The organism is Rhodopila sp., from assembly GCF_035548095.1.
Classification (GTDB): domain Bacteria; phylum Pseudomonadota; class Alphaproteobacteria; order Acetobacterales; family Acetobacteraceae; genus Rhodopila.
Window position 1 is genome coordinate 1 of the sequence record NZ_DASZUV010000011.1, and the last position, 16,837, is coordinate 16,837.

14 protein-coding genes are annotated in these 16,837 nt (G+C 62.3%); 8 read left to right on the forward strand and 6 right to left on the reverse strand.

All coding sequences use genetic code 11. The features are described 5' to 3' along the window. The first annotated feature begins 436 nt into the window (after positions 1–436). From VHC04_RS09350 to VHC04_RS09360, 3 genes are all read left to right on the forward strand, one after another. Positions 437–1,900: a hypothetical protein gene (locus tag VHC04_RS09350; RefSeq protein ID WP_325680376.1), complete on the forward strand. Its 1,464-nt coding sequence runs from the start codon at positions 437–439 to the stop codon at positions 1,898–1,900. Next, positions 1,897–2,970, forward strand: coding sequence for a hypothetical protein (locus VHC04_RS09355; RefSeq protein WP_325680378.1), 1,074 nt, complete (start codon positions 1,897–1,899; stop codon positions 2,968–2,970). Before VHC04_RS09350 ends, VHC04_RS09355 begins: the two co-directional genes overlap by 4 nt. A 294-nt stretch (positions 2,971–3,264) precedes the next feature. Further along, positions 3,265–3,999, forward strand: a complete 735-nt coding sequence (locus VHC04_RS09360) for a CatB-related O-acetyltransferase (RefSeq protein WP_325680380.1) — start codon at positions 3,265–3,267, stop codon at positions 3,997–3,999. 76 nt (positions 4,000–4,075) lie between these two features. Here VHC04_RS09360 and VHC04_RS09365 read toward each other — a convergent pair whose 3' ends face one another. Beyond that, entirely contained in the window at positions 4,076–5,041 is a 966-nt protein-coding gene (locus VHC04_RS09365) for a class I SAM-dependent methyltransferase (RefSeq protein ID WP_325680382.1), read from the reverse strand. Between the two features lie 247 nt (positions 5,042–5,288). Between VHC04_RS09365 and VHC04_RS09370 the strand changes: the two genes are divergently transcribed. The 4 genes from VHC04_RS09370 (at position 5,289) to VHC04_RS09385 (ending at position 9,659) form a co-directional block, all read left to right on the forward strand. Beyond that, positions 5,289–5,465: a hypothetical protein gene (locus VHC04_RS09370; RefSeq protein WP_325680384.1), complete on the forward strand. Its 177-nt coding sequence runs from the start codon at positions 5,289–5,291 to the stop codon at positions 5,463–5,465. A 477-nt stretch (positions 5,466–5,942) separates the two neighbouring features. Beyond that, the gene (locus tag VHC04_RS09375) at positions 5,943–7,544 is read left to right on the forward strand and encodes an efflux transporter outer membrane subunit (RefSeq protein ID WP_408903799.1); all 1,602 of its coding nucleotides are present in this window, start codon (positions 5,943–5,945) and stop codon (positions 7,542–7,544) included. 67 nt (positions 7,545–7,611) lie between these two features. After that, complete coding sequence (locus VHC04_RS09380) at positions 7,612–8,910, forward strand: outer membrane beta-barrel protein (RefSeq protein ID WP_325680386.1); 1,299 nt, start codon at positions 7,612–7,614, stop codon at positions 8,908–8,910. Further along, positions 8,907–9,659 carry a WecB/TagA/CpsF family glycosyltransferase gene (locus tag VHC04_RS09385; RefSeq protein ID WP_325680388.1) on the forward strand — a complete coding sequence of 251 codons (753 nt, stop codon included), beginning with the start codon at positions 8,907–8,909 and terminating at the stop codon, positions 9,657–9,659. Before VHC04_RS09380 ends, VHC04_RS09385 begins: the two co-directional genes overlap by 4 nt. Here VHC04_RS09385 and VHC04_RS09390 read toward each other — a convergent pair. From VHC04_RS09390 to VHC04_RS09410, 5 genes are all read right to left on the reverse strand, one after another. After that, positions 9,607–10,635: a glycosyltransferase family 2 protein gene (locus VHC04_RS09390; protein WP_325680390.1), complete on the reverse strand. Its 1,029-nt coding sequence runs from the start codon at positions 10,633–10,635 to the stop codon at positions 9,607–9,609. The genes VHC04_RS09385 and VHC04_RS09390 overlap by 53 nt on opposite strands. Further along, positions 10,632–11,642, reverse strand: coding sequence for a glycosyltransferase family 2 protein (locus tag VHC04_RS09395; RefSeq protein ID WP_325680392.1), 1,011 nt, complete (start codon positions 11,640–11,642; stop codon positions 10,632–10,634). Before VHC04_RS09395 ends, VHC04_RS09390 begins: the two co-directional genes overlap by 4 nt. Positions 11,643–11,652: 10 nt before the next feature. Further along, positions 11,653–12,387: a sugar transferase gene (locus VHC04_RS09400; RefSeq protein ID WP_325680394.1), complete on the reverse strand. Its 735-nt coding sequence runs from the start codon at positions 12,385–12,387 to the stop codon at positions 11,653–11,655. Between the two features lie 238 nt (positions 12,388–12,625). After that, positions 12,626–13,069 (reverse strand): GtrA family protein, encoded by a 444-nt coding sequence (locus tag VHC04_RS09405; RefSeq protein ID WP_325680396.1) that lies wholly within the window; start codon positions 13,067–13,069, stop codon positions 12,626–12,628. Between the two features lie 68 nt (positions 13,070–13,137). Then, positions 13,138–14,946 carry a M3 family oligoendopeptidase gene (locus tag VHC04_RS09410; protein ID WP_325680398.1) on the reverse strand — a complete coding sequence of 603 codons (1,809 nt, stop codon included), beginning with the start codon at positions 14,944–14,946 and terminating at the stop codon, positions 13,138–13,140. Between the two features lie 97 nt (positions 14,947–15,043). Here VHC04_RS09410 and VHC04_RS09415 point away from each other — a divergent pair, with 97 nt between their 5' ends. After that, on the forward strand, positions 15,044–16,759 hold the full coding sequence (locus tag VHC04_RS09415) for an AMP-dependent synthetase/ligase (RefSeq protein WP_325680400.1): 1,716 nt from the start codon (positions 15,044–15,046) through the stop codon (positions 16,757–16,759). The last annotated feature ends 78 nt before the right edge of the window (positions 16,760–16,837 follow it).

Sequence of the window (16,837 nt, forward strand, 5' to 3'; positions counted from 1 at the left end):
AGACGGTTTCCGGGACTGGGCCGGCAGGTGGAGGAAGGGATGGCGGTGGCGGTGGATGGGGAGATTCACCAGGACTGCTATGGCGTGGAGCTGCGGCCGGAGAGCGAGATTGTGTTGATTCCGAAGATTGGGGGTGGGTAGTAGGGGATCGAGGCCGTCCGCAATTTTAAATTGCCTATTGACAAAATATAGACAATGTATTCTTATAGTGCAAGGCCCGCTTGTTGGCTGGCGGCCGTCAGTGGTATTTTGGAGGCGGACGTTTGGGCAACCGGCCCGATTTATCCGACCTCGAAAGTTAGTTTTTGATATGACAAAATTTGTCGTTCACATTGGTCTTCCAAAGACAGGCACAAAATATCTTCAAAGCCTTTTCCGCCGGTATAGCCAAGAGCTACGGAGTCATGGGATATACTATCCTACGGAATGGTGGGCATTGGAAACTGATGTCAATCATGATACGCTTCTTCAAGAGCTGAGAGAACATAACCTAGATGCACTAACCGCGAAGTTTCAAGGGCTTCATGAGTTAGCCGTCGATCGGATTTTGTTGTCATGCGAGGGGTTCAGCGGCCTAACGCACAATGAATGCATGCTTTTGAAGCGTCTTATTGGTGATGCCGAGGTAGAGATCGTTTTCTTCTGCCGACGGTGGAGTGATTGGATTCCATCGGCATGGCAGCAGAACGTCAAGCAGGGAAGTACACAAATTTTTCCTGAATTTTTGTGTGATGTGCTAACGCGCGCAGATGTCATTCCGCCGATCAATTTTGATCTGATCCTCAACGAGTTTGCTGACGTATTTGGAGAGGCGAGTCTAAGAGTATTATCTTATAGTAATATTATGGATCAGAAAATTGACATTGCGGGCGTCATGTTCCGCGAGGTGCTAGGTGTATCGATCGACCTACCGCCGGTCGCAGAGACAATCCACCCGTCGATCGGCATGACCACGGCAGAACTGGTTCGATGTCTGAATTTCTTTGAGGTAGACAAAGGTTCAACTGCGGACGTCGACAATTTTCGGAAATTCGAGACGTATCGGAATCGATTTGATGTAAAATCCCTTGTTCGAGATGTAGAAAGTGCCATGTCCCCATACCAGGGAGAACTCACTCTCGGTGATGACATAGCGCACTTCGGAACATTGTTCACGAAGCTGAATCAAAAATATTCTTCCCGACTGATAAAAATAAAGGGGGAGCAGGTAATATTCGAGCCATATCGTGGGACGATCAAGTACATTCGCCCCGACTTCCTATTGCAACCCGACGTTACAACCATTCTGGCTACTATCCATCAGAGAATTAGTGAGCTTGCTATATCGACAGCTCAGTCCGGTGACGTGCTGCGTGCAATGCGGTCCAGTCGTTTGCGTGGGTTGACCATTATTGAAGGAGCGGATGCAACTGACTATTTATCATCCCACATAACGCGCCAAGAGGCTGGCAATCAGGCGATCGGTCCGGCAACGAAAGCATATTTCGGCACCGATGCCGGCAATGGCGAAACAATAGGTTTGGGTTGGTCTAAGCCTGAGCCTAAATTTCAGTGGACTAATGGTAAGAAAACGACGCTGAGGCTTTTGCGCCCTGACGGGAATGATAATTGCCGCGTGCTGCTTGTCGCGAGGCCTTTTACATCGCCACCAAGCCTGAACGCACAACGGCTTAGCGTGGCGGTGAACGGACATGTGATCGGTTCAGCAACACTCAAGGATTTTAGCGCGATTGAATTTGAATTAGATATGAACGCAATAGGTAACCAGAGGGAGTTGGAAATTATATTCGATCTTCCCGATGCCACCAAACCGGCTGCTGTAGGCGCCGGTAGGGATCAACGCGAACTTGGCTTATGCTTTGAATATGCTGCTGTATATACCCCACAGGCTTGTTCATGACAGAAAAACGTACCGGGCTAATATGGCAAACTATTAAGCGGAGCGTGTCGCAATCGCGCGCTTCACGAGTAAGCCACTTGGCATTTGCTATACTTGCAGCATTAACTATCTTTTGGCAGACTGCGAACGCGGCTGATCTCCCGGTCGTGGTATTTGGCGGCGCTGGCAGTGGCTTTGGCCGGACGCCACCGACTCGGCCAGATTTTGGCGAGTTATTTGCCAGCCCATCAAAATGGCCAATTGGTCTAGCGGCGACTAAGGTGTTTGAACTCGATAACGCCTATGTTGATCATGCACCACTGGCAGATGTACGCCGGATCGTGGAGTTTCTGAACCGTCACCATATCACCATCGCTCTCCATGCTGCTGGGGTAAAGGTTGGCGCGGATGGTTGCGGCCGTGGCATTGAAAGCTATCATTGGAGCCCTCAAGGAAACGCTGGAACCTTGAGACGTCTCAAGGCACTGGGAGCAAATGTCGAATACCTCGCGTTTGACGAGCCTATGACGTTTGGTAATCAAACCATCCAAGTACCGCTTGCTGAGGGCGGCCATCAAAAGGCGTGCCGCTATAGTCCAGAAGAAATTGCCATCATGGATGCCGAAGTCGCTAAGGATTCATTTGACTACTATCCGGAAATTAAAATTTCTGATTCCGAAGCGATAAATGGAGCCCTATTTAACACAGCTGGATGGGTGTCGGCCATGAAGCAGTGGTTGTCGGCGTTTCGCAATCATGCCGGCAGGCCAATAGATGTTGTTATGCTGGATATCAACAAGAATACGGATTGGCACGCGCAAGCTGTTGCGATGGCCAAGGCGGTACAAGCAAGCGGTGTTAAAGTCGGCTATTATATTAACGGTAATCTTCTACATCTTAGCTCAAATGAGGAATGGACCAAAGCTGCAGTTGAATCATATAAAGAATATGAAAGAATTATACCCATAAAGCCTTACATGATCGAAGTAAGTGCCTGGAATCGCCTGCCATCCCGATTTTTGCCGGAGACATCGCCCGATACAGTGACTTATGTGCTGATGCAGTATGTGAAAGATCATGCTACTCCGTAAGGAGCCTCTATGGCATACCTCAGACCTTAAAGTCGTCTCGCTGCCTTAACATACCACCTTAAATTACGCTGCTACCTGCGATGGGGTCGCCGTTTTGTCCGGTATCACCGAAGGATCGGAGCCTGGTTGTGGCGTTCGTCAGGTTATTGATGTAGCTAATGGTTGGATTTTAAGGTCAGAAGGTGAGCCAGTATAGGCCTTTTCATCAACCTCATACGGTGGTGCGCAGTCATATGGCAAAGTTTATAAACGAAGTGTGAGAGATTGCAGATGATAGAATGGGAAACTGATGACATGTTTCGATTCAAATTAACATCAAATGTTTTGAGCATCTTAAAAGAGAATAGAATATTTCTTCCACACGCAGTTCAGGGCTCACAGTGGACAGCTGCCAAAGATTGGCATGTAAGTCCCTACGTTCAAATTGGGGGAGGATCTGACATTCCTCGTATCGGATCGTTCTCCTATACAAGTTCGCCTCTCGATTGTAAGATGACAATTGGTCGGTATTGTTCTCTGGCATGGAATACGTTGATTTTGGGCCCGGAACATCCATGGCAGTGGGCAACGACTGCTAATCTAACGTATCAGGTCCACGCTCCTGCGGAAATTGCGCGCAGTGACTGGAACAAGCCTAACGGTCCGCGGAAGAAATTCGAGAACTTTGGACCAGCTCCAATGGTAGGTAATGATGTTTGGATCAGCCAAGACGTCCGGATAAAGCGTGGGGTAGTAATCGGGAATGGAGCTGTAGTGGCGGCAGGAGCCTTTGTGATGTCGAATGTGCCGTCTTACGCGATCGTTGGAGGCGTTCCAGCACGAATTATACGATTTCGGTTTTCCGAGGATCTTATTAGTCGATTTCAGCGGGTTCAATGGTGGGATTATGCCGCACCAGATCTCGATGAGTTTCCAGTGGAAGACCCTGTTCGTTTTCTTGACAAAATAGAAAATGAAAGTGCAGCAGGGCGGCTGCAAAAATGGGCTCCTGTTTTACCTACATTATATGATTTAGTGGTACGCATCTGAACGCACCCGCCTTGCAACAGACAAGCGTGTGAACAGCAGGGCATACCTGTTGCTCACACGGATAGAAAAAAGCACTCTACCTTACGAGATCAATAAACAAATTGCCATCCGGCCACGTTCGGTCGGGCCCTGGTCGTCTATCCTTTACAGCATATGGTGATGAACCCCCGTTTTTCTCAGTAAATAACACTTTGCTGTAGCCGATAGCCGAGCCCAGATCCTCAATGAAACCCCTGGTAAATAAGGCGACATGGCGCCACTGGTCGAACTCATAAAGGTAAGTACCTTCCATACCGAGTTTAAAGTTTGAATTATAACGCATGGCACTTGCTAAGTCGGGAGTGCTGATCCGGTGGATTCCGCCGGGCTTTAGTGTACGATAAGCTTCAGCTAGAAAGATCACTTGATTACGCTGTGTTATATGCTCAATGAAATCTTCACTATAAATATAGTCAACACTTTCGCTTGGAATTGGCCAGGTTTTCTCTGTAAAATCGTAAACAAAATAATTCTTTAAATTCTCGAATGGGCCAAAGTACGGCCACTTATCTACATTAATATATCCAGCGTGAATCACGCCACCTACACCAAAATGCAAACACATCGGCTTCTTCTCGGCGACTAATTTCTCGACGGCTGCCTTCATGGCCGTCTCATTCGTGTAATCTTGTGATGCATGGAAAGTCGCTTCACTCGGGCTAATGAAGCTGAGGGCTTCCCAGGCACCGGCCTGTGGCCGATTGAACTTGATCGGAAGGGCCTCTACGCCCTCTTGAAATCTTGCTGGCGGTGCGCACAAATAGGCTCCTTTGGAAAGGTAATATGTGCCAACTTTGTGACCACGCACCAGTTGGCAACCTGTCGCAGGACCACTGGTTAAATCCAACCGACCGACATGATCTGCTTCGGCTAGAAGGCCTTCATCTAGTGCCAAAATCTCTATGTTTGGTTGAGGCCGCAGCGACCTGAGCTGCACGAAGCCACCAGATCGGCGATCCACCCCAATTAAATATCGAGCAAAGGTTTTTGCATACAATTGCATCTATTCACTCCATAAAGCGTCAAGCCAATTTAGCATGGCTGCTGGTCGGACCAGCCTGCTCGGTACAAAAGTCGCCGAACTGTCGACTTGGTTAGGCGTCGACAGCGTTTTAAGGTTACTTTTAACCTTTGCCCTCTGTGGTTAGGTGGTGCAAGCACTCTGTCGAGAAAGCGGTGCCATATTGGCTGCGTAGTCGGCCCGAGTTGCGTCCACAACTCGGGAAACCCCCGTCGACGTCAATTGGTGGGTGCTGTTCGGCAACCCCAAGCTCACCGCCCTGGAACACCGCGTCGCCGCGGAAAACCTGGACGTGAAGATCGCCGCCGCCCGGGTCGCCCAGTCCCGCGACCAGCTCGGCATCGTCCAGTCCGCGCAGTTTCCCACGCTGGACGGCAGCATTCTCGAAGCGCTTCCGTCTCGCTGAGAGGTCCGCCACGAGTCAAAAGCAACGTTGGAAGAGGACGATGCGATGAACTGGAACGGCTTGCGTTTGCGCCAAAAACCGAAGCGTTTCGCACGGCCGGACTCGATGTTGCGGTAAACATCAACACGACACCGAAACCGGGCGAAACCCAAGCCCAGGTCATCGCACGTCTACACAGATATCTGCATCAAGCGATGGCATCTGGCATCCCCTTCGGCCACATCTCCTTGGTGCCGTTCGCTATCCAGCACAAGCCAGACTGGGTCGTGATGAATCTGCCTGACACGTCGCCGTCAGCTCTAACGTGGTTGCTGGAACAGCCCTATTGAGGCCGATGGTCCGAATCAAACGGACAGAAGGCTGCGGCCGCCGACCCTTGCCCTCAATCCCCCGCTGGTGCAAGCACTGTGCAACGCCGGGGCGGGTCCATACCGCCCATGCGGGCAGACCCAGACAGTGAAAGAATCCCCGGTTCAGATGCGCGCCGATGCCACTCAAAAACACCCCCCGTTCATACGAGCGAGAACCAGTGCGTTAGCGCCCATCGCAGCCCTCCTCACCCTCACCGCCTGCACGGTCGGCCCGGACTTCCAGAAACCAACCTGGGCCGCCCCCACGTCCTGGTTCGCCGGCCCGCGCCAGGACGTGATGAAGGTCTCGACCCGAGCCGCCTCCACCACCCGGGAAACCCCCGTCGACGTCAATTGGTGGGCGCTGTTCGGCGACCCCAAGCTCACCGCCCTGGAGCACCGCGTCGCTGCGGAAAACCTGGACGTGAAGATCGCCGCCGCCCGCGTCGCCCAGTCGCGCGACCAGCTCGGCATCGTCCAGTCCGCGCAGTTTCCCACGCTGGACGGCAACGCCTCCTATGTCCGCCAGAAGGCCAGCGACAACGGCATCTTCGTCGCCATCCCCAGCGCGGCCGGCGCCAGCGGCGCCTCGGGCGCCACCACCGGCGGCGTCCAGGGCAAGGGTGTGAACGCCTTCGACATCTACCAGGGCGGCTTCGACGCGTCGTGGGAGATCGATCTGTGGGGCCGCATCCGCCGTGGCGTGGAATCCGCCACCGCTTCCAGCACCGCCGCCGAGGACGCGCAGCGCGGCGTCCTGCTGTCCATGATGGCCGAGGTCGCCCGCGACTACATCCAGCTCCGCGGCGTCCAGGCACAGCTGCAGATCGCCCGCGACAACGTGAAGATCGCCCAGCAGAGCCTGTCGCTGACCCAGCAGCGCGCGGCCGGCGGCGTGACCACCGACCTCGACGTGGCCAACGCCTCGGCCCAGCTGCGCGCCACCGTCGCCGAAATCCCGGTGCTGCAGCAGCAGGAAGCCGAGTTGATCAACGCCATGAGCTTCCTGCTGGGCCAGCCGCCCAACGCGCTGCGCGCCGAACTGGAGGTGCCGAACCCGGTGCCGCCGGTGCCGCGGGACGTGCCGGTCGGCGTTCCCTCGGAGCTCGCCCGGCGGCGGCCCGATATCCGCGAGGCGGAGGCGAAGCTGCACGCCGCGACCGCCGATATCGGCGTCGCCCAGGCGGATTTCTATCCGACCGTGACATTCAACGGCTCCGTCGGGCTGCAGTCCCTGCAATGGTCCCACGCCTTCGACCTGAACTCCCGGCAATATGCCTTCGGCCCCGGGCTGACGATCCCGCTGTTCGAGGGCGGCCGCCTGCGCGCCACGCTGCACCTGCGGGAAGCCCAGCAGGAGGAGGCGGCGCTGACCTATCAGAAGACGGTGCTGCAGGCCTGGCGGGAGGTCGATGACGCGCTGACCGCCTACCAGGCGCAGCAGGCACGGCGGGAGCAGCTGGTTCAGGCCGTGGCGGACAACCGCAAGGCGCTGGCCCTGGCGCAGGACCGCTACGCCCAGGGCGTGTCCGGCTTCCTCGATGTGCTGACCGCGCAGCGCAGCCTGTTGCAGACCCAGCAGGAATTGCAGCGCAGCACCACCCAGGTCTCCGACAACCTCGTCGTTCTCTACAAGGCGCTCGGCGGCGGGTGGGAGAACGACCTGCCGCTGCAACAGGCCGACGCGGCGCAGGCCCCGCCGGAGCAGAAGCTCGCGGCCGCGCCGTGACGGCGCGGCACGGGAACCTGCCGCGGCGTTAATCATTCGTTAGGCTTTCCGCCGCAGTCTCAGCGGCATGCGCGTGCGTGCCTCCATTCGATGGAGCATCGTCGCGGCGCTGTCTGCGGCGGTTCCGTACCAGGCCGCCGCGCAGCGCCAGATGCTGCCGTCGCTGTTCCCCGAAGGCGTGCCCGGCTACGACACGGCGCCCGGCGTCACCGTGCGGTCGCGCCTGCATCCGGACTGGACGCCGCAGGGCGTCCGCGCGGGCGCGCTGCGGATCTTCCCGACCCTGGATGTCGTCACCGGCTATGACAGCAACATCCAGGGCAATGCCGGCGGCGGGCGCGGCGGCTGGCAGGTCACCACGTCGCCCGGCATCACCGCCGCCACCGACTGGTCGCGGGACCAGGTCGGCGCCTCGGTCAATTTGGATAGCACGCAGTATCCGGGCATGCCGGCGCAGAACCAGACCAACGGCACCGCCGCGGCTGGCGCGCGGCTGGATATCGGCCAGGACCAACTGACCATCGCCGCCGCCCACGTGGCCCGTCACGAGCAGGCTGGCGCAATCAACACGCTGGCCAGCACGCTGCCGATCTCGGTGCAGGTGAACGATCTCCGCGCGTCCTACGCGGTGAACCGTGGGCGCTGGTCGCTGACGCCCGCGCTGGACCTGGCCGGTTGGCACTATGGCGACGCGACGATCAACGGCCAGCCGGCCAGCCAGGGCTACCGGGACCGGATGGTCGCCGATGGCAGCCTGGCCTTGCGCTATCAGCTGGCGCCGCTGCGCAACCTGCTGTTCGTGATGCGCGCCCTTGGCCAGTCCTACACCAACGTCCCGGCCGGTCAGCCCAGCGCCGATTCGCAGGCCTATCAGGCGCTGGCTGGGCTGGACTACGACATCGACGCGCTGTGGCGGCTGCGCCTGCTGGCCGGCGGCGAGTCGCGCCAGTTCAGCGCCGCCGCCTACAAGGCCCGCAATACGCTGATCGCGGAAGCCGAGGTCACATGGTTTCCGACCCAGCTCACCACGCTGCATCTGGCGCTGGGGCGCGATACCCAGGACGCCGCCCAGGAAGGTGTCGCCGGCCTCGTCTACACCGCCGCTCGGCTCTCCATCGATCATGAGCTGCGGCGCAACCTGATCCTGAATGTCTATGCCGCCTGGCAGCAGGCGGCCTATTTCGGCGGCGGCCAGCAGACCGGATACGCCGCCGGGGCAGGGCTGGTCTGGGCGTTGAACCGGTCGATGCGGTTGTCGGTCACCTATGACCAGACCGATCTGCGCGGCGGTCAGAACAGCGCCGGCAGCCTGTCCACCGGCTATACGCGGGGCCTGTCGCTGCTGTCCCTGCATTTCGGGCTATGACGGGGCGGCTGGTCCTGGCTGGCACCGGGTTCGATCCGCTGGACCTGCCGCGAGCGGCGGACTGGGTGGCGGCACGTGGCGCGGACCAGTCATTCGCCTATGTGGTGACGCCGAATGCCGATCACCTGGTTCGTCTCGCAGGTGATCCGGCCCTGGCCGGGATCTACCGCGATGCCGCGCTGTGCCTGCTGGATTCGCGGGTGGTGGCGCGCCTCGCGCGGCTGTGCGGACTCCCGGCTCCGCCGGTGGTGCCCGGCAGCGACCTGACCGAGACGCTGCTGCGCCGGCACCTGCGGCCGCGGGAGCGGATCACCATCGTCGGCCTGGCCCCGCGCTTCCTGCCCGAGCTGGTGGCGCGATTCGGCCTGGCGCCGCCGGCGCATTTCGATCCGCCGCTGGGGTTCGACCGCGATCCGGCCATGCTGGCGGCGGCGGCGGCGTTCGTCCGTTCGCATCCGGCGCGGTTCATCTTTCTTGCGGTCGGCTCACCGCGGCAGGAGCGTCTGGCGGCGGCGATCGCCCGGGCGGGCGGGGCGCACGGTACCGCGCTATGTGTCGGTGCCAGCCTGGATTTTCTCGCCGGTGCGCAACGCCGGGCGCCGGTGGCGATGCAGCGCGCGGGGCTGGAGTGGCTGTTCCGGCTGGCCGGCGACCCGCGCCGGTTCGCCCGCCGCTATCTGGTGGACAGCCCGAAGATCATTCGCCTGCTGGCGGCGCGGCGGCCAGGCGACCCAGCACCTCATATCTGAACCGTGCCAGCCAGGAGCCGCGATGCAGGCGGTCATTGCGCAGCAGATAGAGGCGCGCCGCCGGTGGTTCGGTCGCGACCGGGCGGGTGGAGGTCATCCGGGCAGGGGCCATCCGGGCGGCGGCCAGGACCGCGCCGACGGTCTGTCCCGCCAGGCCATGGCGCAGCGACTTCAGCAGGTAGCCCAGGATTCGCGGTGCCAGGGATGGCCAGCCGGCGCCGAACTTGCGTTCGATGTACAGCCGGTTGCGTACAAAATGGTACCAGCGGTCGGATGACCACGCGATCCGGCGCTCCGCGCTGACCTTGTGGCGGATTTCCAGGTCGCCGCGATACCGGATGCGCCAACCGGCGGCGATGGCGCGGCGGCAGAAATCGAATTCCTCCCAGCAGAAGAACAACGCGGGATCGTAGCCGCCGACCGCTTCCCACGCGCTGCGGCGGATCGCGTGGCCGGCGCCGACGAAGGTAACGGCGTCGAAGCAGTCCGCCGCGCAGGGGCGGAGCGCCGGCGGATAGCCCCATGACAGCGCGTCGTCGCGGCCGTCGGAATATCGGACGATCCGGCAGCCCAGTGCCGCCAGGTTCGGCTCCGTGTCCAGTGCCGCGGCCATGCGCGCCACGCTGTCGGCGGCGGCGAATTCGGCGTCATTGTCCAGCGCCACGATGATCCGTCCATGGCCCAGCGCGCTGGCCGCGTTGCGCCCGCCGGCCACGCCCAGGTTGCGTGCGGCGGCCACCAGCGTGGCGCGCGGCTGCCCCTGCACTGCGGCGGCCAAGCGGCGCAGCGTGTCGTGCCGCGAGCCCTGGTCGAGCACGAAGACATGCGCCGACACTCCGGTCTGCGCCAGCGCCGATCCGATCGCCGCCAGCGTTTCCTCCATCCGGTCCAGTGCCAGGATGACGATGTCCGCGTCATAGGTCCCCGCGGGTGCGGTCCGGGCACCGGCGATCCAGCGGACCGTGCCGTCGGTCATCGCGCGTAGTCCGGCGGGGTCAGCGACAGGTAGATCAGCCGTTTCAGCTCCTTCCGGCCGCGCGACACCGCGTCCAGGATCAGGCCGCAGGCCAGCGACAGAAAGGCCAGCAGCACCAGGCCGGTGGACAGCAGCGCGGTGGGCAGTCGCGGCACCAGGCCGGTATCGAGGAATGTCAGCACCACCGGCACGCCCAGGCCGATGCCCAGCGCGCATAGCAGCAGCGCGGCCAGCGAGAACACCTGCAACGGCCGCTCCTGCTGGATCAGCGCGACGATGGCGCGCAGGATCCGCACGCCGTCCCGGACCGTGTTGAGTTTCGACGCCGACCCCGCGCCACGCGCCCGGTAGGTCGCCTGGGTTTCCATCAGCGGCATGTGCAATGCCAGGGCGTGGACGGTGAGTTCCGTCTCGGTCTCAAAACCGGCGGACAGCGCCGGGAAGGACTTCACGAAGCGGCGGCTGAGCGCGCGATAGCCTGACAGCATGTCGCTGATCCCGGCCCCGAAGGCCCAGCGCACCAGCGCCGTCAACACTGCGTTGCCCAGCCGGTGGCCACGCCGATAGGTGTCGGGTTCGGCGCCGTTGCGTGCGGCGCTGACCATGTCCAGCTGGCGGTCCATCAGCAGCTCCACCATCCGCGGTGCCGCCGCCGCGTCATAGGTGTCGTCGCCGTCGACCAGTACATAGATGTCGGCGTCGATATCGGCGAACATCCGCCGCACCACATGACCTTTACCCTGCAGCTTCTCCTGCCGCACCACCGCCCCGGCGGACAACGCACGCGGGATCGTGTCGTCCGTGGAATTGTTGTCGTAGACGTAGACCGTGGCATCCGGCAGGGCGCGGCGGAAGTCGCGGACCACCCGCGCGATGGATGCGGCCTCGTTCCGGCACGGGATCAGCACCGCGACGTCCGCTCCGGCGAAGCCCGGCTCCGCCTGTGCACCCAGCGACAGGCGCGGATCCTTCGTGTCGACCAGGGCGCGCGGAAACAGCAGGGTCATGACGGCTCCGTCAATACGCGTTGCGGGCGGCCAGCACGGCCCAGATCGTGCGCCCCACGATCTTGAGGTCGACCAGCGGGTTCCAGCTTTCGATGTATTCCAGGTCGGATTCCAGGCGGCGCAGCAGCTTCTCCTCGGTATCCGTCTCACCGCGCCAGCCGCGCACCTGCGCCAGCCCGGTCATGCCGGGCTTCACGCAATGGCGGTCGGCATAGCGATGGGTGATGTGCTCGAACGGGCGCCCGCCGGCGCAGGTGCCGGGCGCATGGGGACGCGGACCCACCACCGACATGTCGCCCAGCAGCACGTTGATGCATTGGGGAATCTCATCCAGCGAGGTGCGCCGGAGGAAGCCGCCGATCCGGGTCACCCGCGGGTCGTGGCGGGTGGCCTGGCGCAGGGCGGCCCCGCGCTCGGCCTGGTGATACATCGTACGGAACTTCCACATGCGGAACCGCCGGCCGTGCAGGCCGATGCGTTCCTGCCGGAAGAAGGCGGGGCCCGGGCTTTCCAGCCGGATCAGCAGCGCGATTGCCAGCAGGGCCGGGCTGAAGACCAGCAGGATGCCGGCCGAGGCGGCCAGGTCGAAAACCCGCTTCAGCCCGCGCGCCAGCGGCCGCCAACTGGCGCCGCGCCAGGTGACGGGCGTGGAAACCGAGATGGGTGCGAAGGTCGGATGGCCGTTGGTGAAGGCCAGGTGCCGGAGTTCGGGGTGCCGGAATTCAGGAGATTTCGATACAAACATCGCCGCGACCGCAATTTTTGAAGCGGGCCGACGATTGGTTTCGCTGCTTTACTGTTTCGTTAATGCCGCACGCGGCTGCGGGCGGACGGGATTATTTTTGAAAATCAGCGAGAAATCGCGGGAACACACAACGAACCTGGAGGATCGCCCCAGGTGGATGCCGCGCCGGTGGATGCAGCGCTGGCGCCGGCTGCTTCGATACGCCCGACGCAGGCCGCCGCGAGGCACGGCGAAAGCGCTACCGAAATACCAGGCGCTTCGACAGGCCGAAATTCACGAACATCCCCACCGCTGTGCCGGCGGCGATGGCGATCACCGGCTGGGCGGCGGCAAGCGCACAGACCGTGACGAGCACCGCGTAGGTGCCGCGGTTCAGGACGAATCCCACCAGGTTGGCCAGCAGGAATTTCAGCCATTGCCGGTGCGCCGGTCCCGATCCGCGGCCCCGGAATGTCCAGACCCGGTTCAGCAGCCAATTGCTGGTGGCGGCGGTCAAGTAGGCGGCGGCGCCCGCACCGTACAGTCCCAACGAGCCGCGCAGACTGTAGACCGTGGCCGTATCGATCGCGAAGCCGATGGCGCCGACGATGCCGAACCGGAAAAATTCCTCGGCCACCGCCACCCGGGACGGCGTCGCCGCTCGGCGGATCGGTGGAGGCAGTATGCGGATCAGTGCCTGCATGATGGGTCCGGACCGGTGACGGGGCCGCAGCACCAGGGCCCGATCGCCAGCACCAGCGCCGGCACCGTCTACCCTCCAGTCCCCTCCAGCTCATCGATGAAGCCGGAAATCACATCCAGCCCCTTGTTCCAGAATGCGGGGTCGGAGGCATCCAGTCCGAACGGTGCCAGCAATTCCTGATGCCGCTTGGTGCCCCCGGCCTTCAGCATCTCCATGTATTTCCTCTGGAAGCCGGGATGCCCCGTTTGGAACACCGCGTACAGCGCATTCACCAGGCAGTCGCCGAACGCATACGCGTAAACATAGAACGGCGAGTGAATGAAATGCGGCACATATGACCAGAACACGCTGTATTCCGGAGAAAACTCGAACGCCGGCCCCAGGCTTTCGGTCTGTACCTGCAACCAGATCTCGCCGATCCGTTCCGGCAACAACTCACCCTTGCGGCGTTCATCATGCAGCCGCGTCTCGAACTCGTAGAAGGCGATCTGGCGAACCACCGTGTTCAGCATGTCCTCGGTCTTCGCGGCCAGCATGATCCGCCGCTGCTGCGGCGTGGCGGAATCCAGCAGCGACCGGAATGTCAGCATCTCCCCGAACACGCTGGCCGTTTCCGCCAGGGTCAGCGGCGTGCCGGACATCAGGTAGCCTTGGTTTGCCGCCACCACCTGGTGCACGCCGTGCCCCAGCTCATGCGCCAGGGTCATCACGTCGCGCGTCTTGCCATGATAGTTCAGCAGCAGGTACGGGTGCGCGCTGGGAACCGTCGGATGCGCGAAGGCCCCGCCCGACTTGCCGGGCCGCAGCTCGGCGTCGATCCACGGGCCGTCGAAGAAGCGGCGGCCCACCTCGGCCATCTCCGGGCTGAACGTGCCATAGGCGGTCAACACCCGGTCTCGCGCCTCCCGCCAGGCAATGTGCCGGTCGTCATCATCCGGCAGCGGCGCGTTGCGATCCCAGTGCTGCAGCTTCGGCAGGCCGAGCCATTTTGCCTTCATCAGGTAGTAGCGGTGGGCCAGGCGAGGGTAGGAGGCGCGGACCGCCGTCACCAGCGCGTCGACGACCTCGTCCTCCACCATGTTGGCGCGATTGCGGGCGCTGCCGGGACGAGGATAGTGGCGCCACGTATCCTCGATCTCCTTGTCCTTCGCCAATGTGTTGGTGATCAGGCAGAACAGCCGTCCATTGTCCTGGAACGCGGCGCCGATGCCCTTGCCGGCGGCCTCGCGCACCGACCGGTCGGGATCGGACAGCTTGTTCAGCGCGTCGCTGACCGTCAGCTTCTGGTCGTTCACGGTCACGCGCATGGCGGCGATCGTCTCATCGAACAGCCGTACCCAGGCGCCATTGGCGGTCAGGTCCCGCTCATGCGCCAGCTTCTCCAGCTCATCCGACAATTGGTGCGGGCGAAAGCCACGCAGGTCACGCAGCCAGGGACGGTACTGCGCCAGTTGCGGCTCCGCCAGCTTGGCCTCCAGCAGCGCGTCGCTCAGCCGGTTCAGCTCCAGCGTGAAGAAGATCAAATCGCTGCTGATCGCCGTCGCCCGCTCCCGCACCGACTGATAGAAACGGCCGATCGCGGGGTCGGTGGAATCGCCGGCGAACAGAAGCTGGGCATAGGACAGCAGCCGCCCCTGCACCTCCTGCAGCGTCTCGTAGGTCTTGATCGCGGCGGCCACGGTGGCGCCGGAGGCATCCGCCAGTTTGCCCGCGTAGGTCGCGGCGAATTCCCTCGCCATGGTTTCCGCCCGCCGGAAATCCGCGTCGATCGCGGGATCGTCCATCGAAGCGTACAGATCGCTCAAGTCCCAGGTCGGCAAGGGATCGTTCGTCTGGTCGCTCATCGGGTCATTGATTGCCGGGTGCGCGTCGTTCATCGCGGTACTGGTGTCCTTAACGGATGCGTGACCATTCATGTAGGATAGCCGGTCGATACCGCAAAGAGCGCCGCGATCCGACGGATGGCGCGAGCGGATGCGCGGAGGAAGCGTGGAGATCTATCCGACCTGGCCGAACCTGGCGGCGATGATGTTCGACCGGGCCCGCGCGTGGCCCGACAAGCCGATGCTGCGGGATTGGCGGGACGGTGCCTGGCACAGCACCAGTTGGGGCGAGTTCGCGCGCATGGCGGCGTCCTGCGCCCGGGCGCTGCGGGCGGCGGGGATCGCGGCCGGCGACCGGGTGCTGATCTGCGCCGAGAACCGCCCGGAATACCCGATCGTCGAGACCGCGCTGATGGCGATCCGCGCCGTGCCGGTGCCGGCCTATGTCACCAACACCGTCGAGGATCACGCGCACCTGCTGCGCGACTCGGGCGCGCGCTGCGCCATCGTGTCGACGCCGGGGCTGGCGGACCGGGTGCGCCGAGCGGCCGCCGGCCATGGTGGCCTGGATATGCTGGTGGTGATGGACGCACCGAGGGACGCCCAGCCGCCGGTGGTGCCCTGGCGCGCATTGGTGGCGGATCACCGTCCGCCCACCGACATCGCCGCCGAGGCGGCGCTGATCCCGCCGACCGCGATGGCCTGCATCATCTACACCTCGGGCACCGGCGGGGCGCCGCGCGGGGTGATGCTGCCGCATCGCTGCATGCTGTCGAACTGCGCCGGCGCGTTCGAGCTGGTGCGCCCGCTGCATCTGAAGGACGAGACCTACCTGTCCTACCTGCCGCTCGCCCATGCGTATGAGCACACGGTGGGCCAGTTCTTTCTCGCCAGCATCGGCTCCGAGATCGTCTATTCCCGCGGCGTGGAGCATCTGGCCGCCGATCTGCTGTCGGTCCGGCCAACCGTGCTGACCGCCGTGCCACGCGTCCTGGATGTCATCCGCGGGCGCATCCTGGGGCAGGTCGCGCGGGAGACCCCGTTGCGCCAGCGCCTGTTCCACGCCGCCGTGCGCCTGGGGGAGAAGAAGGCCGAGGGCGGGCGGCTGAACCCGCTGGAGCGGTTGCAGGACGCGGTGCTTGACCGGCTCGTACGGGCCAAGGTGCGCGCCCGCTTCGGCGGCCGCCTCGTTGCCGCCATCTCCGGCGGCGCCCGGCTGGAGCCCGCCGTCGGCCGCTTCTTCCTGGCCATGGGCATGACGATCATGCAGGGCTACGGCCAGACCGAGGCCGGACCGGTGATCTCGGCCAATCCTCCCGATGCGATCCGCATCGATACGGTCGGCGTGCCGCTGCAAGGCGTCGATCTGCGCCTGGCCGAGGACGGTGAGATCCTGGTGCGCGGCGACCTGGTGATGGATGGCTACTGGGACCGTCCGCGGGATACCCAGGCGGTGATCGTCGACGGCTGGCTGCACACCGGCGATATCGGGGAGCTGGACCGGGGCTATCTGCGCATCACCGACCGGAAGAAGGACATGATCGTGCTGTCGGGCGGAGAAAACGTCTCTCCCGCAAAGGTCGAGGGCCGGCTGATGGCGGAACCCGAGATCGCCCAGGCCGTGGTCACCGGTGACGGTAAGGCCGGGCTCAGCGCGCTGATCGTGCCGGCGGATGGCATGACGGAGGAGTCGGTGGCGCTGGCCGTCGCCCGGGCCAACAAGCGCCTGTCGGTGACGGAGCGGATTCGCCGTCACGCGCTGGTGGCGCCGTTCACCATCGAGAACGGGTTGCTGACGCCGTCTCAGAAGATCAGGCGCATGCTGGTGATTCGCGCGAATCACCAGGCGCTGGCAGCATTGCATTGACATGGTGCATTTTGGGACATGGTGCATTTTGGCCGGAACAACCATTGCGGCGAGGGGGCCGCTCTGCTAGAGGGCGCC